Origin of the sequence: Paenibacillus sp. FSL F4-0125 (genome assembly GCF_038008565.1) — a bacterium.
In the GTDB taxonomy this organism is placed as follows: domain Bacteria; phylum Bacillota; class Bacilli; order Paenibacillales; family Paenibacillaceae; genus Paenibacillus_AQ.
Genome location: NZ_JBBOZJ010000001.1, coordinates 3809896 through 3831694 on the forward strand (window position 1 = coordinate 3809896; position 21799 = coordinate 3831694).

The 21799-nt window shown below is 42.9% G+C and carries 17 protein-coding genes and 1 pseudogene; 6 read left to right on the forward strand and 12 right to left on the reverse strand.

The features are described 5' to 3' along the window. Positions 1 to 32: 32 nt before the first annotated feature. Together gnd and zwf are read right to left on the reverse strand one after the other, a co-directional pair. Positions 33 to 926, reverse strand: a complete 894-nt coding sequence (gene gnd, locus NST74_RS16855; protein ID WP_042128478.1) for a phosphogluconate dehydrogenase (NAD(+)-dependent, decarboxylating) — start codon at positions 924 to 926, stop codon at positions 33 to 35. Between the two features lie 72 nt (positions 927 to 998). Beyond that, positions 999 to 2534 carry a glucose-6-phosphate dehydrogenase gene (gene zwf / locus NST74_RS16860; RefSeq protein WP_341113379.1) on the reverse strand — a complete coding sequence of 512 codons (1536 nt, stop codon included), beginning with the start codon at positions 2532 to 2534 and terminating at the stop codon, positions 999 to 1001. Positions 2535 to 3323: 789 nt separating this feature from the next. Here zwf and NST74_RS16865 point away from each other — a divergent pair. After that, positions 3324 to 4211: a fructose bisphosphate aldolase gene (locus NST74_RS16865; RefSeq protein ID WP_341113380.1), complete on the forward strand. Its 888-nt coding sequence runs from the start codon at positions 3324 to 3326 to the stop codon at positions 4209 to 4211. Positions 4212 to 4483: 272 nt separating this feature from the next. On the opposite strand, the gene NST74_RS16870 is transcribed toward NST74_RS16865, so the two are convergent. After that, positions 4484 to 4846, reverse strand: a complete 363-nt coding sequence (locus tag NST74_RS16870) for a DUF1304 domain-containing protein (RefSeq protein ID WP_341113381.1) — start codon at positions 4844 to 4846, stop codon at positions 4484 to 4486. 295 nt (positions 4847 to 5141) lie between these two features. On the opposite strand from NST74_RS16870, the gene NST74_RS16875 reads away from it, so the two are divergent. The 4 genes from NST74_RS16875 to NST74_RS16890 all read left to right on the forward strand — a co-directional run bounded on the left by NST74_RS16875 (position 5142) and on the right by NST74_RS16890 (position 8252). Further along, positions 5142 to 5441: a hypothetical protein gene (locus NST74_RS16875; RefSeq protein ID WP_341113383.1), complete on the forward strand. Its 300-nt coding sequence runs from the start codon at positions 5142 to 5144 to the stop codon at positions 5439 to 5441. Beyond that, a complete protein-coding gene (locus NST74_RS16880) occupies positions 5416 to 5670 on the forward strand; it encodes a hypothetical protein (protein WP_341113384.1) in 255 nt (84 codons plus the stop codon). The genes NST74_RS16875 and NST74_RS16880 overlap by 26 nt, the downstream gene beginning before the upstream one ends. A gap of 483 nt (positions 5671 to 6153) precedes the next feature. Further along, positions 6154 to 7011: an AraC family transcriptional regulator gene (locus NST74_RS16885; RefSeq protein ID WP_341113386.1), complete on the forward strand. Its 858-nt coding sequence runs from the start codon at positions 6154 to 6156 to the stop codon at positions 7009 to 7011. Positions 7012 to 7145: 134 nt separating this feature from the next. After that, positions 7146 to 8252: a glycoside hydrolase family 88 protein gene (locus NST74_RS16890; protein ID WP_341113388.1), complete on the forward strand. Its 1107-nt coding sequence runs from the start codon at positions 7146 to 7148 to the stop codon at positions 8250 to 8252. 103 nt (positions 8253 to 8355) lie between these two features. On the opposite strand, the gene NST74_RS16895 is transcribed toward NST74_RS16890, so the two are convergent. From NST74_RS16895 to NST74_RS16930, 8 genes and pseudogenes are all read right to left on the reverse strand, one after another. Continuing rightward, a complete protein-coding gene (locus tag NST74_RS16895) occupies positions 8356 to 9417 on the reverse strand; it encodes a glycoside hydrolase family 76 protein (RefSeq protein ID WP_341113389.1) in 1062 nt (353 codons plus the stop codon). Between the two features lie 12 nt (positions 9418 to 9429). Beyond that, positions 9430 to 10485 carry a glycoside hydrolase family 76 protein gene (locus tag NST74_RS16900; protein ID WP_341113391.1) on the reverse strand — a complete coding sequence of 352 codons (1056 nt, stop codon included), beginning with the start codon at positions 10483 to 10485 and terminating at the stop codon, positions 9430 to 9432. Between the two features lie 33 nt (positions 10486 to 10518). Continuing rightward, a complete protein-coding gene (locus NST74_RS16905; protein ID WP_341113392.1) occupies positions 10519 to 11406 on the reverse strand; it encodes a carbohydrate ABC transporter permease in 888 nt (295 codons plus the stop codon). A 33-nt stretch (positions 11407 to 11439) separates the two neighbouring features. Then, a complete protein-coding gene (locus NST74_RS16910) occupies positions 11440 to 12327 on the reverse strand; it encodes a carbohydrate ABC transporter permease (RefSeq protein WP_234539252.1) in 888 nt (295 codons plus the stop codon). A 65-nt stretch (positions 12328 to 12392) separates the two neighbouring features. After that, positions 12393 to 13697 (reverse strand): ABC transporter substrate-binding protein, encoded by a 1305-nt coding sequence (locus NST74_RS16915; RefSeq protein ID WP_341113395.1) that lies wholly within the window; start codon positions 13695 to 13697, stop codon positions 12393 to 12395. A gap of 42 nt (positions 13698 to 13739) precedes the next feature. After that, positions 13740 to 15035, reverse strand: coding sequence for a glycoside hydrolase family 125 protein (locus NST74_RS16920; protein WP_445668200.1), 1296 nt, complete (start codon positions 15033 to 15035; stop codon positions 13740 to 13742). Positions 15036 to 15239: 204 nt separating this feature from the next. After that, entirely contained in the window at positions 15240 to 16424 is a 1185-nt protein-coding gene (locus NST74_RS16925; protein ID WP_341113397.1) for a GntR family transcriptional regulator, read from the reverse strand. Positions 16425 to 16567: 143 nt separating this feature from the next. Then, a pseudogene (locus NST74_RS16930) lies at positions 16568 to 16818 on the reverse strand (VOC family protein); the annotation flags it as partial. A 298-nt stretch (positions 16819 to 17116) separates the two neighbouring features. On the opposite strand from NST74_RS16930, the gene NST74_RS16935 reads away from it, so the two are divergent. Beyond that, a complete protein-coding gene (locus NST74_RS16935) occupies positions 17117 to 18811 on the forward strand; it encodes a M3 family oligoendopeptidase (RefSeq protein WP_341113399.1) in 1695 nt (564 codons plus the stop codon). Positions 18812 to 18905: 94 nt separating this feature from the next. Here NST74_RS16935 and NST74_RS16940 read toward each other — a convergent pair whose 3' ends face one another. Beyond that, positions 18906 to 21659 (reverse strand): glycoside hydrolase family 2 protein, encoded by a 2754-nt coding sequence (locus tag NST74_RS16940; RefSeq protein ID WP_341113401.1) that lies wholly within the window; start codon positions 21657 to 21659, stop codon positions 18906 to 18908. Positions 21660 to 21799 lie beyond the last annotated feature (140 nt).

Consider the following 21799-nt stretch of genomic DNA (forward strand, 5'->3'; position numbering starts at 1 on the left):
GCGAGAAAATTCGGGCTAATGATTAACATTAGTTACTTCGTTTCAACGGCATGTCCGCCAAATTCATTCCGAAGAGCAGCCACTACTTTGCCAGTAAAGGTATCCGTCTCAAGAGAACGGTAGCGCATTAATAACGCCATCGCGATTACGGGCGTTGCAGCTTGCAAATCAAATGCAGTTTCGAGCGTCCATCTGCCTTCACCGGAGGAGTGCATAATCCCTTTGATCTCATCCAATTTAGCATCTTTCGAGAACGCACGTTCAACCAGTTCCATCAGCCAAGACCGGATGACGGAGCCATGATTCCATACCCGAGCAACTTCCTCAAAGTTGTAATCAAACTCACTCTTCTCCAATACCTCAAAGCCTTCACCGATGGCAGCCATCATGCCGTATTCGATACCGTTATGCACCATTTTTAGGAAATGGCCGCTACCAGCCTTGCCGGCATATAAAAAGCCGCTTTCCACAGCCGTATCACGGAATATAGGCTCCACAACCTCCCAAGCTTCTGGATCTCCGCCAACCATGTAACAAGCACCGTTACGCGCTCCTTCCATCCCTCCGGATGTACCTGCATCCATAAAGCTGATTCCGTATTCCTTCAATTGCTCATATCGGCGAATAGACTCTTTATAATGCGAATTCCCCGCTTCAATGACAATATCCCCTTTAGATAACAAAGGTGTAAGCTCAGCAATGACTGAATCCACAACCTGATGTGGAACCATGATCCAAATAATCCTAGGTGTTTCCAATTGTTGTACTAACTCAGGAAGCGTTACTGCCCCTTTAGCGCCTTTAGCTTTCATTTCCTCCACAGCAGGTGCATTCAAATCAAATGCGACAACCTCATGTCCATGATCCAGCAAATTCTGGCCCAAATTGAAGCCCATTTTTCCTAATCCAACTAATCCTACTTTCATATAATTCCCCTCCGATATATAGATTCTTGTGATGTAAATTAGCTATTTTTCTCAAAAAAAACAGGCAGGGGCTTACGCCCCTGGCCGTATAGATTCCTGCGTTGCTGCAACTTCAGCCTGAGCTGTGAGTTCTTCTGACTGCTCAGCTGCCTCATCGAACCACCAGCGATCTTCACCTAATAGTTCCATAGCCGCATCTGGACCATAAGAACCTGAAGCATATGTGTGAAGTGGCATAAGCCCCTCTTCCATTGCCTCTTGGATAGGTGTAACCCATTGCCAAGACAGTTCAACTTCTCTCCAGTGCGCAAAGAAGGTAGCATCTCCACGAAGCGCATCGAAGATTAGATTCTCGTAGGCTTCCGGAACATCAGAGGTACCCGCTTCATAAGTAGCGCGGACAGGCTCTAGCTTTCCTTTTTGCAGCTGATCTTTCGTGTTAAGTTGCAGCGTAATGGCTTCATTCGGTCCAATCTCGATAATCAGCAAATTCGGTACGTCATTTCCTTTATTCAAGTTATTACTATCATTAAACGGTTCTTTAAACTCAATAACAATTCGTGTGGATTTCTCCTTCATTCTCTTCCCAGTACGAACGTAGAAGGGTACATCATTCCATAGCGGATCATCTATAAATAGACGCGCTGCGATAAACGTTTCATTTTGCGAGGATTGATTAATTCCCGGCTCATTCAAATAACCTGCCACAGCATTCCCTTTAATTTCACCCTCTGTATATTGTCCACGGACAACATGTTTATTAACCTCATCTTTGGTAATTGGAATGAGATGCTCCATGACGTAAATTTTCTTCCCGCGGATTTCTTCAGGTGTACTGCCCTTAGGAAGCTGCATCGCCATCATCATCATCAACTGCAGCATATGATTCTGGAACATATCACGAAGTGCGCCAGCTTTATCATAATAGCCTGCCCGTTCTTCAACACCGACAGTCTCACTCGCCGTAATTTGAACATTCGCAATATATCTATTTTTCCACAGCGCTCTTAGCACTGGATTAGAATACTTCAGGACTTCCAAGTTCTGAACCATCGGTTTACCCAGGAAGTGGTCAATCCGGAAGATTTCTTCTTCAGTAAATACAGCATTCAAGCTATCATTCAGCTCTCTAGCTGATTTCAAATCTGTACCAAAAGGCTTCTCAATGATCAGACGTTTCCAGCCTTTCGTAGAACCCAGGCCACTTGAGTGAATATTAGCTGCGATTTCCTTGAAAAACTCAGGACCCACTGACAAATAGAACATCCGGTTCTCCGGAATATTGAAGAACTGCTCACGACGTTGAACATGCTCCAGCAGCTTCAAGTAATCTTCTGTATTCCCTACATCTAGAACGCTATATTCAAAAGCCTCCAAAAACACCTGCAATTGCGGTGAATCAACCGCTGGTTGTCTAGAAAACGTCTGTAAGGATTGCAGTACTTGCTTACGGAAGGCTTCGTTTGAAACTTCTCTTCTTCCTAATCCAATCACGGAAAGAGGACCTGAAATTTGACCATCTAAAAAGAGGTTATATAGTGCAGGATAGATTTTACGTTTTGCCAAATCTCCTGTAGCGCCGAATAGCACAAATGTTGATGATTCCACTTTCATTCCTCCTGTTGTTATATATTATTTATATACTTACTTTTAATTACTAACATACTCAGTAGAATCAATCATACGACTGATATTTTAATACGTCAACCTCATTTTGACATTTACGAAAAGTTATTATTTTCACAAAGCTAAGAAATGGTAATTATGATTAATGTCACAAAGAAAATCTTATTGGATTATTCGTATTAAATTACTCGGGTATTCTCATTCATTAAAGGAAAATCTTAAGCCCAACGCGGCTTTAGCGAATCTGAACTCACGCTTTCCAATTTCAAAAACGATCACCACAGCCACTTTGTAACAAGAATAAAATTTCCAGTCACCACATTTACTCAATCTCCCTCGGATTTCCAAACTAACTTAAAGTATTTAATCATTTTGGGATGAATGACATCGTGAAAGGGAATTGCTATTGGTTCTCGATTTTGGGAAATGAGCATAAAAAGAGAACGTTTCGAGGAACATTATCAGAGAATGCTTCGAAGGGATTAGTGGATTAACGCAGATCGAAGTTTACCACGTTGGCGTCATCACACATTCGAGTATCTGCCACTTTGTAAGCACTTTGAATGACCTTGGCGTAACATTATATTCCCGCATAGCCAAGCCGAGATTGGATCGGACTCAGATGACCTTATTTCTATGATTGAGTCCAGCTCAAGTTAGAAGGTAACCACACTGGCTCACTCGCCTCTTGTTTAGGGCCAGTATATTAGGTGTTATAATTAAAGAGCATATGAATATCCATTCAGTTCACGAAAGGAAGGAGATTTTTTCATGAATATGAAGCAATGGGATCGAATTCGGACGGGACAGGGTTTTATAGCGGCCTTAGACCAAAGTGGTGGAAGCACACCAAAAGCGCTGCAGCAATACGGTGTTACAGAAGACAGTTACTCTAATGAAGATCAAATGTACGAATTGGTTCACGAGATGAGAACGCGCATTATCAAGAGCCCTGCATTTGATTCAAAGTATATACTGGGTGCCATCTTATTTGAGAACACTATGGATCGTCTCATTGACGGGAAATATACTGCTGATTATCTCTGGGAGGAAAAAGGCATTGTACCCTTTCTAAAAATCGATAAAGGACTCGCCGATCCAGAAGACGGGGTACAGCTCATGAAGCCAATTCCCGGCTTAAGTGACCTTTTGCAGCGAGCCAACGAACGACATATTTTCGGGACGAAAATGCGCTCGGTGATCAAAGTGGCCAATCCTTCCGGCATCAAAAAAGTGGTTGAACAACAATTTGAAGTCGGCAAGCAAATTTTAGAAGCGGGACTGGTTCCGATTATCGAACCGGAGGTCGATATCCACACCGCTGATAAAACAGCTTCGGAAAAGCTGTTAAAAGCAGAACTTTCAGCTCAATTGTCTAAGCTGGGCAAAGATGTGAAGGTCATGCTAAAGCTCTCCATCCCCACAGAAAATAACTTCTACCGCGAATTAATGGAGGATCCTCACGTTTTGAGAATTGTCGCATTGTCCGGCGGATACACACAGGCTGAGGCCAACGATAAGCTCGCCCACAATCAAGGATTAATCGCCAGCTTCTCACGTGCTTTATCGCAAGGACTAAGTGCCGGGCAGTCAAACGATGAGTTTAACGCGCTCCTATCTAAATCTGTAGAAGCAATTTATGCAGCCTCTATTCAATAAGCAGCTCTTCCCCTCGTGAAGACATAAGACATAAAAAGGGCTGTTTCCCTGACAGGTAATTACCTACCGGGACACAGCCCTTTTTTAAAATTTGGATTAACTTTTTTAAGGGTATTGCTCGCAAACAGTTAGTTACCGCTTCTGCTTAAGTCACAGGAAAATAAAAATAACCGCATAATAACTGATTACATCATTTTATCTCACGCAAAAAAAGGGCTTCACCTGGCCTACACGCGAGGTAAAACCCTACATTCACTAACTTTTAGGTCAACTTATGTCGAAACCACTAGTATTAAAGCGATGAAAGCTGGAAGGCCTTGCATAAACAAAATAGATTTTTTCACCGTCAGTGCACCATAAATCGCCGCTACTATAACAGTACAGAGGAAAAATATTATAACTTGGTGGCCGAAATTCAAATTCGGATGCACCAATCCCCAAGTTAAACCAGCAGCTAAAAATCCATTATACAACCCTTGATTCGCTGCTAGAGTCTTAGAAGCATCCGCAACTTCCTGCGTCATTCCAAAAACTCGAAGACCTTTGGGCTTTGACCAAGCGAACATTTCCAGATAGACAATATAAAAATGTATTAACGCAACGAGACCGACCATGATATTACCTGCTATGATCATTTGATTAACTCCCTTTAATTTAATTTGTTCGCAATTTAATTGTATCACATGTTAATTATAAAATGTACATTCCTTCATCATTTTCATATTATAGCCACTCAAATCCCCTTCCAGTAATCAACAATAGAATGCGGAAATCAAGCTACTGATTTAAGGAGTTTTTTAAGTCCTATTCGTCTGGTCAACTAATAGATTCTTATCTATAATTAAATGTTCGAGACGAAGAACGTCCCGATTCATTCCTTTTTGAATGGATCGGGACGTTCTTTTGTTGATTAAGGGGGAATGATTAAAGATGAACTTCGAAACGGTGCATGCTTCATTTATTCAATACCATTTACAAAAAAGATCAGGGGAACGCAAAGGTCGCTTGGAACGTGGACATCGGGAAGCGGAGAAGCTATTTTGCCGCAACGTTTGGTGGTCTCATCGATTGAATTTTGACGATCTACATCCAGAATTCGAAGTGCTCGATTGGCGGGGTCAAACAGAGAAACCTTCTTATCTGCCATTGGATTTCAAGTTATTTCATTTGCATACGACGACGTCGCTAGTCGTCCCGGATTTGCATGACACTGTTGCGAATGCTGCTTAGCCGATATCTGTCAGAATCTTCTCCAGTTAGTCTAGAGAGTGTGGCGGAACGGGAAATCATCCGTCTTGCCTATACGCTTGCTCGCCCATTACGCCCAATTGATGTAGAGATTCATTTAAATATCAATCATCGATCAGCCGTTCGAATGCTGCATTCCCTCTGCACCAAAAAAGGGGGGGGGCTCTCACCTGTAACCGGACCAGAAGGCAAATATGTTGTAAAAGTATAAACTCCAGCCCAACACGATGAACCGCTTGTAGAAATCCTGAAATTTTACATCTTTTAAGTCCTTTATTCATCCACAGAGGAGTTTTCCTGCCTAAATACAGTTTTTCACTAATTTTAAGATAACCAAAGTTAATATAGAGTCATATTCCTGTATATTTGCAGCAATATCCTTAACCAACACCTAATTAACTGATAAAAACTGCACTTTTGCAGTTTTTAATCGAGTTCAGCTTTAAGATTTTGAATTCTGGATTCTGGGCTTCTGTTTATGTAATCTAACATGGCGACCTGTCTCCCGATAGAATCCTAGGATCAAGTTTCCGTTCGAGCTTATGCATGACCTGTTAACGTGGCCATTAGATATTAAAGTAATCCTGAACGTAGATAAAACTCCTACTCAATTCTTTTTTTGTATCGCTTTCATAACCCTTATAGTTATAATGGAAACAAGAAAATGTTTGTATTTTGTCATCTTGGAGGGTCTATGAAGCAGCTATTCGAACCCGTTGTTTATGAAGATCAAAAGACTTTAATTTGGGATTACAAAATATATACAGACGACTATTACAAAGGTTATTATCACTGGCATCAATGCTGTGAAATCATGTTCGTGCATGGCGGTCAGGGAAATGTTGTCGTCAATCAGCAGATGTACGATATCCGCAGGGGGATGTTATTCTTTTTCCAGCCCTATCAGCTGCACCGGATCTATTCTGAGGTCTCTCCCGCTTGTCCTTTTGAAAGATCCATCTTCTATATTGATCCACATGTTGCGGAGAACCTGCTAGTGGGCTTTTCGAAAAGAAAAGCTTTATTCACAACACTTTGGAGAGGGGAAAATACGCATTGCGCCATTGATCTTGAAGATTGTGTTGAGATTGTGGAGTGGACTCTGGAGCAATATGATCACAATAAAAAAAGCAATCCAAGCGAAAATACCGAAGACATTTCGATGTTAATCCTTCAATTATTGAGCAGTATCAAGACTGGAGATCATCAGATATTCCAATCAGGAGAACAGCGGACCTTGCGCTATTCTGAAAAAATCATGAGCTTTATCGAAGAGCATTATCATGAGGAGATTAATCTGGATCAGCTGGCTGAGGAATTTCATTTGTCCAAATCCTATATCTCTAGAATCTTTCATCAAGAGACCGGCGGACGGCTCGTGGATTATTTAACAGCACGGAGAATCAAACAAGCCTGCCGCTTGTTAGGAACGACAGACTTGCCTGTGGAGCAAATCGGAATCATCGTCGGTTTCCCGAATGCCTCCTATTTCAATCAATTGTTCAAAAAAGTCCTCGGAACAACGCCATTAAAATATAGAAAGAATAATTAACGCCAACATTTTCACCATCCTCCAACCTACATCATGACAATATTCAAACATTTCATTGTACAAAAACAAAACTTTTCAGCCGCCAGGAAAGCTATACTCATAATATCTTAACCACCACACTGGAGGCAGTAATTATGACATCATCCTATTGGCAAGAGCTTATGTGCAGACTCGACACAAAAGTAGAACAGATGGTAGAGCAGATCGGTGACAAATGCCCACATTTTGCAGGGAAAGATGGAAAATTTGATGATATTGGTTCAGACTGGTGGACCACAGGCTTCTGGCCTGGGCTCCTCTGGATCATGCATGATATGACTGGAAAAGACTTATACAAGGAAGCCGCTTGGCATTGGGACGGAACCTTGGAGGAATGGTTTATCAAACCAACGGTTGAGATGCATCACGATGTAGGATTTCAATTCCTTCCGACGGCTGTAATCAAACATACGATTACGGGTGACGAAGATGCCCTTCGCAGGGGGATTGAAGCAGCGAATTTCCTAGCTGCCCGCTATAATCCTGTAGGCAAATTCATCCGCGCATGGAATGAAGATAAATACGGCTGGGTAATTATCGACTGTATGTTGAATATCTCTCTACTGTTCTGGGCCAGCAAAGTAACTGGTGATCCACGTTATAAGCATATTGCTATTAGCCATGCGGAGACGACGATGCAATATGGCATCCGCGAGGATGGATCAACTAAGCATATTCTATCTTTCGATGCGGAGACCGGGGCATATATTGAGAATTTTGGCGGTCAAGGTTATTCAGCTGAATCCTCATGGAGTCGTGGAACGGCATGGGGGCTGTACGGCTTCATCAATACCTATCGCCACAGTGGAGATGAACGGTTCTTGAACACCGCTAAGCGGATTTCCCATTATTTCATCTCCGCTTTACCTGAGGATCAGGTTCCTTATTGGGATTTCCGTCTAGCGGATGACGAACGGATGTTCAAAGATAGCTCTGCGGCATCTATCGCCGCTTCAGGTTTGCTAGAGCTTGCAACGATCGTACCTGTAGGCGAAAAAAGCCTCTATGCAAATGCAGCGGAGCGAATTCTGCGCTCACTGACCGAAAATTACGCAACCTGGGAGCAACCGGAGCATGAAGCGATTTTATTGCACGCAACTGGCAGCGGCACTTCCTTTATCGATGTATCGCTGATCTATGGAGACTACTATTATATTGAAGCTGTCGCTAAATTAAATGGTTGGAAACATCGGATATTCTAACGGATAAACGGTTAATTTAAATTAACAAAAAAGAAGCCTCTCTTTTTTAAATGGAAGATCAATGCACCAGTTAAAAAGAGAGGCTTCTTTATACGCCTTTAAGTTACTTCTCCATGAGTACAGCGGCCCCTTCCAGCAACATCAAGCCACTGAGTTGAATGCTCAGTTGAACCGGAAGCTCCGGTTTCAATTCCCACGACGGACTACAAAGACCCAACTGTTTATCCAGACCTTTTTCCCATAACTGCTGAGCATTGGCCATGATTACCTCACGAATCCTGCCAGCCTCAGGAACCTCTCTACAAAATTGAACCAAATAACGAATCAGAATCCCTTTGAATAATCCAGTATCATCGATGCCTTCATCAGGCAACATCATATTCATCGGATCGCATAGACGATCAATACATGTATTAGCAGTTCGATTCGCATCTTCTAAGTAATGGGCATCCCCCGTATTTTTATACAGCTCTAAGCCCGCACCTAGAAACACTCCCTGACAATACGTAAATTCCCAATCGAAATCGATCTGGCCATCCCCGAGTCTGTTCATCCCATCCCACACAAAACCAGTCGCAGGATCCACTAAATATGTTTTGTTCCATTCATAGATACGGAGTGCCCACTCCAGATCCTCCTGCTTTTGAAAAAGTTCATATAACCTAGCTGATAGAATGACGGCTGGTGCATTGGCAGGTGTGTTTTTATAATCGAGCTGATCCTTCTTCCAGGCCAAACCGCCCCCAAAATGTTCATTCCAAGCCGATTTTATATCCTCCCATAGATCTAGCACAGCGTCTAGGTAGGTTTCATATCCAGTAGCCTGATAAGCTCGTAGCAGCGCCAATGCCGTCCATTCCATATCATCATAGTAATTATGCCTGAAAGTCCCACCGTTATAAGCTTGGAGATGTTCACTCAATTCCTTGATTCTCAGAGAATATGCAGGATCTCCACTACGCTCGTAGCCATCCACTAGAATATCAATGACATGAGCCTGCCACCAATAATAAAAATTCTCACCTGTAACGTTAAACTCTCTGGGATACCATTGATTCATGATCCCTGTCTCCGCGTCATAATAATTATGTTTTAGACAATTTTGGAGCCACTCGGACCTTCCCTTCCAGTTAAGTGCATCCAGGGCTTCTTTTGCTTGTGTCATAAAGAGTTCACCTCAAATCTGATCCTTGGTTAATTCAGCCATCTTCTCCAATAACTTCATTGCACTAAGTTGAGAGCTGAGCTGAATTACACCAGTAGATGACAAAGTCCAATCTGTGCCAAACAAAGCTGCATCCTCTGACTTTCCTTGCTCCCAGAGAGATTCAGCATTCCTACGCAGAAAATCGACAGCTTCAACAGCTGCGGCATCAGCTTTGACCCATTCTCCCGTATACCGAATCAGGATTCCTTTAAACAATCCAGCATCTCCATTTCCTTCGTTTGGAAGTACACCGCCCTTAGCCTCAATAAGCTCATGAGCAGCAGCGGAAAAAGTTAATCGAGCATCCTCTAAATAGGATGGGTCCTTAGTGATACGATAGAGTTCTACAGCTGCACCAATATAGACACCTTGGTTATAGGAGTATCTCCAATCCTTATCGATCTGGCCATTGCCCGTGCGATTCATGCCATCCCATACAAAACCCGTTGTCGGGTCTACCAGATACTCTTTTTGCCATTTATAAATTTTTAGCGCCCATTCTAGATTCTCAGCTTCACCGAAGGCATGATACAAACGAGCCGCCAGAATAGCTGCCGGTGCATTGGCAGGTGTATTTTTATAATCCAACTGTGACTTCTGCCAAGCGATCCCACCACCCATATGCTCATTCCAGCCTGTCTGAATGTCTTCCCATAAAAGAAGGGCTGTATCTTTATAAGCTTCCTCTCCCGTTGCTTGATAGGCACGTAGCCACGCGAGAGCCATCCATTCCATGTCATCATACAACTCGTTGGGCCACACTCCCCCATTTCGCTGAAGAAGACCTTCATGAAGTGCGGAAAGCCGCTTGACATACCTTTCCTCTCTAGTTCGCTGAAATCCATCTACCAATACATCCACAGCATGAGCCATCCACCAATAATGAAAAATGGTATTACATTCTCCATTTGGACAAGGTGTTTCTATATTGTACATTTTGATCGCATCATTCCAGAATAATGAATCCAGCGCAGCTTGTGCTTGATTCGCCCGTTCCTCCCAAATCCCGATCTCCAATTGGTTCATATAAATTCTCTCCCTGATTCGATTTTTATTGAATCAACCTTTAATGCCACTGAATGCAATCCCCTGTACAAAATAACGCTGAAGTGCCAAAAAGAGCACCAATATCGGCAAGATCGCAACAAGCGCACCAGCCATCATTGGACCGTAATCCGTTTGGAAATTATAGGAGAAAGCTTGAAGTCCCATCTGGATCGTCGCTTTATCCGGGTCATTCAGTACAATCATGGGCCATAGAAAGCTGTTCCAGCCCGCTTGAAAAGTGAAAATGCTTAAAGTCGCCAGCGCTGGTTTGGTCAACGGCAAATAAATACGCCAAAATATCTTAAACTCTCCACAGCCTTCGATCCGGGCCATTTCCATCATGTCACTAGGTAGGGTAAGGAAGAATTGCCGCATGAAGAACACAGCAAAAGTTCCCGAAGCTCCCGGAAGAATAATTCCCCAGAAGGAGTTCATCAACCCGTTCCCCCCACTGCCAAAAATATCGTTACCTCCGAAAAATGGAATATGACGCATGACATAAACTGTAGGGATCATAGTCACAATGCCCGGTATCATCATCGCCGCTAGCAGCACGCGGAATATCGGCTTATTAAGCTTAAAATTTAACTTTGCGAATGCATAGCCACTGATCGAACCAAAAAACAGATTCGCCAGCACACCCGCTACCGCAAGCACAAGTGAATTCCGGAAAAAGAGGGCAAATGGAACCGTTGTAAACGCCTTACGATAATGCTCTAAGGTCAAATGTGAAGGAAACCACCGAATGGGCATGGCGAATATCTCTTCGTCAGGCTTCAAAGATGTAAGAACACTCCAATAAAAAGGTAGAAACATTACAATTGCAATAACAATGCACACTATATAATAAATAGATTTACTTAAGCTTCTTTTTAATAACGAACTTCCACTAGTATCCATACCTCTATCCCCTTTCTGCATGACAAGCCCGGCTTATACAATGGACTCCTCGGCTTTTGTGATCCGCATGTTTATAAGTGAGAATATGAGAATTGCTACAGCAAGCACAAAAGCTTGTGCAGACGCATACCCCATTTGCAATTGATTAAAGCCCTGTTGATAGATTAGATAAACCGGAGTCTTCGTCATATTCGCTGGACCACCCTGTGTCAGCACAAAAGCTTGGTCGAACAACTGTAACGCACCAATGATTGCCATCGTGCTGACTAGAAAGGTCGTAGGACGTAGTTGCGGCCAAGTAATATACCGGAAACAATCCAGTTTATTGGCACCATCCAGCCGTGCGGATTCATACAAATAGTCAGGCACACCTTGCAGACCTGCCAAATAAATAATCATATTTGAACCTACCGACTGCCACAGTGTAAGCATAATTATGGACAGCATAGCCGTTCGGGTCTCGGATAACCAAGCAGGACCTGTAATCCCTACATAGGACAACAATCCGTTAACCAAACCAAATTCAGGATGCAAAAGCCAGATCCAAACGGTTGCAGCAGCAACGGCCGATGTAAGGGTTGGCAGATAATTCAGAGTGCGGAACAGCTTCACCCCACGCCAGGTTCGACTAAGTAGAATCGCGAGTAGCAGCGAAATCAGGATATTTAGCGGAACGAAAATGATCGAATAAAAAAATACATTTCGGAATGTTTTCCACAGCAAACTGTCTTCTATCAAACGGCGATAGTTATCAAAGCCGATCCAATCATTTCTACTAAGTACATCGTAATTGGTAAAGCTTAAATACAGCGCCATTACCACGGGGATGACCGTGAATACTGTAAATAGCAACACCGTTGGTGTAATAAACAGATAAGCTGTCCGCGCCTGATGTTTCTCTAGCTTTCTGATGGAAGCCATTTCAGCTACCCCCTCCTAAGCAAAAGGGAGGCAAGACCTCCCCCTTACTTCAAATGTCTTACTTATTACTTCACTACCTCATTATCCTTAAGCATTTTGTCGCCTTCTTCTTGTGATTTCTTCAAGGTTTCGTCAATACTCAGCTTGTTCTGCTGGTTTAGCTGCAAATTGGGTGCCAACGCATCGGTTTCCATCACGGAATAACCAGGGTGGTTTGGACGAACCTTAGCGAACTCCAGTGTCTCTAGAAACGGCTGCCACTTGGGATCATCTTTGAAGAATGGATCTTCCATAGACGGTTTATAGCCAGGCAGATTCAGACTGGTCTTGGCCCAGAGCAATGCGTTATCCTTGTTCGCTGTCCACCATTTAATGAACTCCCAAGCCTCTTCCTTATGTTTGGAGCCCTCTGGAATCACCAGACCAAATCCGCCCATAACACTGCCTTTATCCCCGTTTGGTCCAGCTGGAGGGGGAACGATTCCATAATCTAGATCTTTACCATATTTGTTATAAGTGCTGAGCATCCACGGACCGGAATACAACATAGCAACCTTGCCAGTGACAAAAGCATCTTGCCCTTCCCCAAGCCCAAGCTCAAACCCTACTTTATATACCTTATCTTTGTTCATCAGGCGATCCCAGAATTCTAGTACCTGTTTGCCTTTATCATTATTAAAATCGGTCTTTCCATCCTCCGTAAGCATGGTGCCGCCAGCCTGTTGAAGATACATATTAAAAAGCCCCAAATCCCCCATTGAAAAACCTGCAATTTCTAATTTATTGCCGTTCCATTTGGTGAGCTTCGTAGCAGCCGTCTCTAGCTCATCCCATGTTGTTGGAGGCTGAAGCCCTGCATCAGCGAGCAGCTTCTTATTATAGAAAAGAGCTCGAGCATCTACGGTAAGCGGCAGCCCATATAATTTGTCATCGTATGAAAGCTCACTAAGGGATTCGCTGTAGAAGTCATCTTTGGAAATACCGTCACGCGTTAAGTATTCGTCAACCGGATGCAGGACGTTTTTTGGAGCATACAATGAAGTTCTCCAGCGATCCCAAAACAGCACATCAGGAGTGCCGCCATTGGTTGCGGAAGTCAGGAATTTCGTGATCATATCCTGCTGCAGCACATACTTTACATGAATCTTATCCTGAGATTTATTAAAGGCCTCGACCATGGTCTCAAATTGTTTCTGTCCCTCACCGCCCCAATCCCCCCAGAAGGTAAGCTCCGTCTTTTTTCCTTCACCGCTCCCTGGTTTACTTGCAGTTCCGGACTCTTTACCGGCAGACCCATTATTGCCACCGCAGCCCGTAGCAAGTGAAGCTGTCATAACCAACGCAAGTGTGGTAATCAGCCATTTTTTCATGTTCTCTATCCCCTTTAGAGTCGATTGAAAAACTTGTAGATATTAACCTCGCTTAACTTGCATCCCGCAGCGCATAAGCACCAACTCGCAGAACATCATATTTGCCCAAGAGAACCATGGACGTGTAAATTCGTAAGAATTATCCACATGAAACCCTTCATGCATAAATCCTGTGCCCGCATCTGTCTTCTCCAGCAGATTAAGTAAGGATTCCTGTTCTTCATTGCTGGTAGATGTCATTCCCTGAATCGCTAAAGCTATAGGCCAGATATAACGACTAGGCGTATGTGGACTACCAATACCAGAAGCCTCCTTTCCTGCGAAGAAATAAGGATTATTGCTACTTAGAATTAGCTTTCGGGTATTTTTGTAGATAGGATCATCGGGACTCACATAACCCAAATAAGGGATTGAGAGCAGACTCGGTACATTTGCATCATCCATCAATTTCACCTGTCCACGCCCATCTACTTCATATGCATAGACTGAACCAAACTCAGGGTGGTCTACGATTCCATACTGGCGTATTCCCTCATTAATCTGTTCAGAAAGTCTAATAGCTTTCAATTCCAGTTCCGGATCCCTCAGGATCTCTCGGGCAATTTCACATACATACTCTAAAACAACCACAGCGAACATATTGGCAGGAACCAAATACCCGTATTCACAGGCATCATCGCTAGGACGAAATCCAGACCAAGTCATTCCGGTATAAGCTGTCAACGTTCCTTTGCCTTCACGCGCTAATGTATCCGTAGGCGGACAGTTCATCCGTTGAAAAAGATAATTGGAATCGCTCTCATGTTTCTGTTCAGTAGTCCATAATGCAATAATTCTTTCTACACCCTTAACAAATGAATCATTAAACTGACTAGTTCGGCCCGAATTCTTCCAGAGCAGATAACCCAGTTGGATCGGATAGCATAATGAATCAATCTCATATTTTCTTTCCCATACTCCTAGGCTCATCTCTGTAAGATCCTCCTGATGGCCATTCCCATTTGCTTCTTCATTGAACGCGTTCGCATAAGGGTCAAGCTGGATGCAGGCGAATTGTCTATGCACAAGTCCCTCAATCATGTCGGCAATTTCTTCATCCTCGGAGGCAAGGATCAGGAAAGGTCTAACCTGAGCGGCCGAGTCCCGCAGCCACATCGCTGGAATATCTCCGGTAATGACAAAAGTAGTACCATTCACCATTCGTTTTAAGGTTGTATTCCAGGTGTTAGCCATACATTTCTCGAACATCTCTGCTAATTTTGGACGATCGTTCAGCTGCGCTTTTACATTAGATGCCAGTTTCTTGATCGACTCAGGAATTTCTCTGGTTGCTTTCAGTTATACTACCCCCTTTTTCTTTTTTCTTTGAAGCGCTTTCACAAATTAGTATATTGTCATACAATTAGTATGTCAATATGTTTATTCATCGATAATGATATATCAATACTTCTATAATGATAAACATCTATCTAAAACAAACAAAAAAACCTATCCCAAAAGATAGGTTTTTATAACAACTAATTTATGGAGAATCGCATAAAATTAATTAGAATTGGATGGTTTAGCGGGACCCGTGGATTCACCAGAAATCAACTTAGCTTCCAGCATTATCTTGTTCGATACAGTCTGACTGTTCATAATTCGCAATACATTTTCAACTGCGAGTCGCCCCATTTCTTCTTCATTCTGCCGCAAATGAGTGAACGCATAACCCGAGCCGAGTGGAGTTGGCGGACTATCAAAGCAAATGATCGAAATATCCTCAGGAATCCGCAGCCCAAGTCGTTCAACCGCAGTTCTAGCCAGCAGGGCAATATTATATTCCACGGCAAAAAGTGCCGTTATTGTTGGATTCTCTTGTAAATGAGAAACTAGCCGTGAGATATCGTGTTCAATATTCTCATCATTAAAAGAATTAGGTAATGTCGAGGTTAAATCACTAACCCACAACCCCTTATCTACAGCTATCCCCCGCTCTGCATGCGCTTGTATAAATCCCTCCACCCGCTCCTCAAGAGCCGTCGTATCCGCTGGAGGTGGAGAGAGGAAAGAAATATGAGTATGCCCGAGATCAAATAAGTACTCCGTCCCTTTAAGTGCAGCCTTTATGTTATCCGTGCCGATCGAAGCAGCCGCTACTCCTTTCAGATGGCGATCTACCAGAACTAAAGGGAAACGCCCGATCACCAATTTTAGAATCTCAGCATTAAAAAATTCGCCTTGAGCCGGAAATACAATCAGACCATCTACACCCAAGCTAAGCAACTTCTGAATAGACTGTTCTTCGTTCTCCGGTACGCCAAATGTTCTTCGTAGAACGAGGAAGCAATCATTATCACGGGAAGCCTGTTCCATCCCATAAATCAAACCTGTTCCATAGCTGTTGCCAAAGTCGGTAATAATCAGACCAATCGTCTTTTCCTCATGGTTAAAGGAATTAATAACAGTCCCGTCGGAGGCCGTCTCAGGAGACATAGCTGAATCAATGTAGTCAACTGCCGGATCAGCCACAAACGAACCTCTTCCCGGTTTTCTCACAATCAAATGCTCGGCGGCAAGCATTTCCAGAGCTTTTTTACTCGTAATGCGACTTACATTATAGGTTTCGGCCAGTTCTTTTTCTGAAGGAACCCTCTCCCCTTGTCCATAGGATTTATTAACAATAAGCTGCTTCACTTCATCAAATATTTTTTCATACATCGGTTTGGATGACATTGTCTCATTCATAACTTTCGTTATCTCCTGACTCTAATTTTTTCATCTTTATACATAATAATATATCATGATATATTATGTTTGTCGACAATTGTACTGAAGCAGTTAAAAAAAGAGGGAGGAAGGGTGCAGAGTGTAAAGTGAACAAATTCTAATATATTGTGGCCAATCTTTATTTCTGTTGAACTGGCTAGGGATAATGGAACCTTTGCCTCATAGGCCATATCTTTCCGATTCCAAAGTGCCAGCTTCAAGCCTGCCTGCAAATCAAAAAAAGCAACCGCTCCATGTTCAAATTCTTTGCCAATGATCCCTTCGGTCGGGAATTCTAATCCATCCCTGTAAAAATCAAAGCTCTCTCCAAATCATCCACGCCTAGTGTTATTACAGTAATTCGGGGTTTCATCTATATCGAGCTTCCTATTTTCGCTTCGTTAAATTGTACGTGTGCGCTCATTAATTGTGTTGAGTACTTCTTCCCAATGCATCTTCATCTGCTCTCGCATAACTGGTTGGACCATTTTCTCTTGATGAAAACTACTATATTCATAGATAATATTAAGCCACATTCTGCTTAACAAGTTTTTACACTTTTGTTCAATTGTTCTTTTTTCGACTATAAAAAGCTTACACAGGTCTATCGTAAATGGCTGTTCAGATTATATAATAGAAACTATCTGGTATAGAAAGGAAGTTGATTTTTTATGAAATTTGATGATTACCGCTATGAGCGGCCGGATGTTAAGCAATTCAAGCAAGACTTTAACGCCCTGCTGAAAGATCTCAATGACACATCACCTTTAGAGGTACAAAAGGCTTCCATCACTGCCATTAACAAGCTTCGCAATACGTTTGATACTATGCAGACATTGGTTAGCGTTCGCCATTCTATCAATACGACGGATGAATTTTACAAAGCCGAACAAGAATTCATGGACGAAGTTGGACCTGTCGTTCAGGAATACATAACCGATTATTACAAAGCACTCGTACATTCGAAATATAGAGCCGAGTTTGAACAGGAATGGGGTGCGCAGTTACTCCAGCTTGCAGAAGTTTCGCTGCGGACATTTAGTCCGGAAATCATCGAAGATTTACAATTGGAGAACAAGCTTTCCACGGAATACTCCCAGCTTATCGCATCCGCCAAGATTCTATTTGAAGGTGAAGAGCGCACACTGCCTCAACTCGCACCTTTCGAATTGTCTACAGACCGCGATATGCGTAAAAGCGCTTCTGAAGCTCGGTTTGGTTTTATGTCCGAACATGAGACTGAGTTTGACCACATCTATGACGAGCTCGTCAAGGTCCGTGACCGCATAGCTAAAAAGCTTGGATACAGCAACTTTGTTCAGCTAGGTTATGACCGTATGATGCGTACCGACTATAATGCAGAAATGGTTGCCAATTTCCGCAAACAAGTTCTGGAATATATCGTACCTGTCTCCCAACAGTTAAAGAAACGCCAGACAGATCGCCTGGGTCTCGATGAATTGAAATACTACGACGAGAACTTTAGCTTTAAGACTGGGAACGCTACCCCTAAAGGAGACCCAGACTGGATTGTAGCTAACGGAAAGAAGATGTATAAAGAGCTATCTCCTGAAACGGATGAATTCTTCACCTTTATGTTGGACAATAATCTGGTTGATCTAGTAAGCAAAAAAGGAAAGCAAGGCGGCGGTTATTGTACTTACTTCAGCCAATACAAAGCCCCTTTTATTTTCTCTAATTTCAACGGTACCTCAGGAGACATTGATGTCTTAACCCATGAAGTAGGGCATGCCTTCCAGGTATATGAAAGCCGCAATATTGATGTGCCAGAATATGCTTTTCCAACCTATGAAGCATGTGAGATTCATTCCATGAGTATGGAATTTTTCGCTTGGCCTTGGATGAATTTGTTCTTTGAGGAAGATGCGGATAAATACCGCTTCAACCATTTATCTGATAGCCTTCAGTTTATTCCTTACGGTGTGTCTGTCGATGAATTCCAACATTTTGTTTATAGTAACCCTGAAGCCACCCCTGCTGAACGCAAGCAGGCTTGGAGAGAAATCGAGAAGAAATACTTACCACATCGTAATTATGAAGGTAACACATATCTGGAACAAGGCGGTTTTTGGCATAAACAAGGGCATATCTTCGCCTCGCCTTTCTACTACATTGACTACACACTAGCACAGCTTTGTGCATTCCAGTTCTGGAAACGTTCGAACGAAGATTTCAAAGCTGCTTGGAGCGATTATTTGGAACTATGCCAGGCTGGAGGAAGCAAATCTTTTATCAAACTGGTTGAGCTTGCCGGTCTAACTTCACCGTTTGAAGATGGCTGCATTAGCTCCGTTATTGTAGATATTGAAGGTTGGCTGAACAGCATTAATGATAAAGAGCTTTAATCCATTCTCTGAATAGCTCATCACATAAAAAGCAATCCATGCCTTATGGCTTGGATTGCTTTTTTTAGAATTGAATGATCTAACTTCACCCAGTTTACCGATAGCGAATCAACAAATCTATTGGATAACGACCCGCATTGCGGCCATACAAGGCTAAGCCTCCACCCTCTGCTTGAAGTTCCAACCGGAACGTACGATTGCGATCTAGTTTAGCTGCTAACTGCCCCGGTACACTTACCTTACATAGATAGCCGTAAGAGCCAGCCTCATCCAACTTATTCGCTAATGGCTGATAATGCCAAGACAATACACCTCGGCTGTCGGCCGGATCATCCGGTAAATAGAAGGAGCCAATCCGTTGACCTTCTACCAGAACATTCACACGTGAAGGATGACGTTCTTCGTCGGTCATATAGTACGTATTCGGATTATACTCCACCCTAGCGTCTGCACCATGCATGAGATCAAGTCCCATTTCATTTTGCTTTGCCCCTTCAAGATTCCGGGCCAACACTCGCTTTGCGCTAGCTTCAAACATAATTTCGATCTCGCCAATCATTTTTTTCTCCAAAGCATCTGGAAGAGCTACATCAAATGCATATTGGCCTTGACCGGCCCCATTGATTTTTGCGCATTGAATAGCTTCCCATTGTAGTTCAAAGCTGTGTTCTTTATACGCACCAACGGGGATACTAATACAGTCTGCTTCCCCCTCATACCTTACTTCCTGATCACCGCTTCTTACATCAAACGTAATGAAGTTGCGAGTGAGCGTCTCTCCCTTATTAGTGATCAAGGAAAGCACCAGCACTGCAACTGCGTCCTGATCAGGCATAGTAACATGCAGAGCGGGTAGAGCAGCTACTCCATATCCATCCCAATTCACTGATATATGATCACTTTGTGCAACAACTCGTGTTCCCAAATCGTCGTACCAAAGTTCCCACTTCACCTGTAAATGCTGTCCATGATATTTATCTGAGAAACTGGAACGAAGAAGCGGAACATTAACTTCATCCTTTGCGTTTACTGTCTGGCATGGCGGTGCATCGATCACGATGAAGTCCGGAGAATGCAGATCAGAAATCGTCATCCCTGGAACAAAGGCGTCATAACCAAAATCTTTATCGCTGCCGTCTAACCGATAATAACCATTGAACTCATTCGTAACATCGCGAAATTCGGTAAATACGAAACCACATAACTTATCATGCCGCCGGAATTCATTCATCATATAGCGATAATGCCATGCTAAATCACTATCCCCTGCCCCGCCTTCGATCCCCCATACGTTTCCACATTCACTGTTCATCAGGGGAACATCAGATTGTACATTACCTCCGATACAGTTAAAGTCTGAACCTGGGAAAGTTTTGTCTACAACCTCATTCAAATGAGCTCTAAGCTGATCATAACCATTAATGTAGAAATGCCACGTATTAATATCAGATTCCACATGATCATAATTACAAGGTGAGTTGTCTTCAATGATTCTAGTTGGGTCAAGTCGTTTAGCCCAGCGATATTTTTCCCGAACCCATTCCTGTGTCTCCTTAAGATAACTAGACTTTTGCCCTACATCACTCGTTAGACTAGTGTCCTGAGCGTTCGTCTTCAACCCCCACGTCTCGTTAAACATCACCCATGAGAAAATAGATGGATGATTATAGTCTCTTTCGATAACCTCTAGGGCTTCAAGTTCATACGCAGCACGGGCTTTTTCATCCGGATCCCCCCAAAAGCAAGGCATGTCTTCCATCACCAGAATACCCAGTTTATCCGCCCAATATAGTTTGCGGGGTTCCTCTGGTTTGATATGAATACGTACAAAGTTCAGTCCCAAACGTTTCATTAGATAGATTTCATCCCGCATGTCTTCATCAGACGGATAAGTGAAATAGCCCGTTTTGTGATAAGACTGGTCAAGGGTACCGTTTAAATAAATTGGCTTGCCATTAAGAGTAATCCATCGATAACCACGCTCATCGAAGCGAACAGTTTGGATTTCTCGAATTCCGAAATAAGTGCTGACCATGTCTGTGCCAAAAGATCCGCTAAGTTGTAGTTCTCCTTCGTACAAATAAGGTGATTCTGGACTCCATAATTTCGGATCTGATATTTGAATAGAGAGCTTAAATTCATTCTCCCCTGCAATAAGATCTAATTTCTCAGTATGCAGTATGGAATCCTCTGCGAATTGCAGCGTGAAATCTGCTGAACCAGATTCATGAGCAATGATTCTTGTAGTCACGTTCACTTGCCCATCCATAGTGGTCACAAACTTAGTATCACTCATATAAGTCTGGGGCCGAGATTCTAGCCATACTGGCTGCCAAATTCCGCGAATTTCTCCATAACCTTGTTTGCCACGTGCTTGGTAATCATGATCGAAGTCCTCTACTCTAACGACAATTGTATTGTCCAAATCTTCAACCCAGTACGGAGTAACTTCAAACTCAAATGAACCATATCCACCTTGGTGTGAACCAACATGTACTCCGTTTATCCAAACGTCACATGAATAATCCACTGCCCCGAATCGCAAAAATAGTCGTGTCTGTGAGTCGATAGGCTGCCATTTCAAAATCCGCCGATACCAACCTATCCCTTTACGATCGCTGCCAATACCGGATAATGGACTTACCCAAGAAAAAGGGACGGTAATCTTCGAACTGTAAGCGATTTCGGAATTCGAAAACCATTGATTGCTTATTCCTTCATTGCTCGGATCAAAGCTAAATGACCATTCCCCATTCAAATTCATCCATTCCTTGCGCTGCCAATTTGGATGCGGATGTTCGGGACGAGGAATCGGAAGACTCTCAACATTCAGTACGGAAGTTGTCATGATATGAGCACAGCCTTTCAAAATAAGAAGTTGAGCTCATTTTAGCACCAGTATATAAATTACGCAATGTGTATTATAATTTTACAATATACAATCTTCGGTGTACAATATCCTCAAACTATCCTAACGAAAAGGAATAC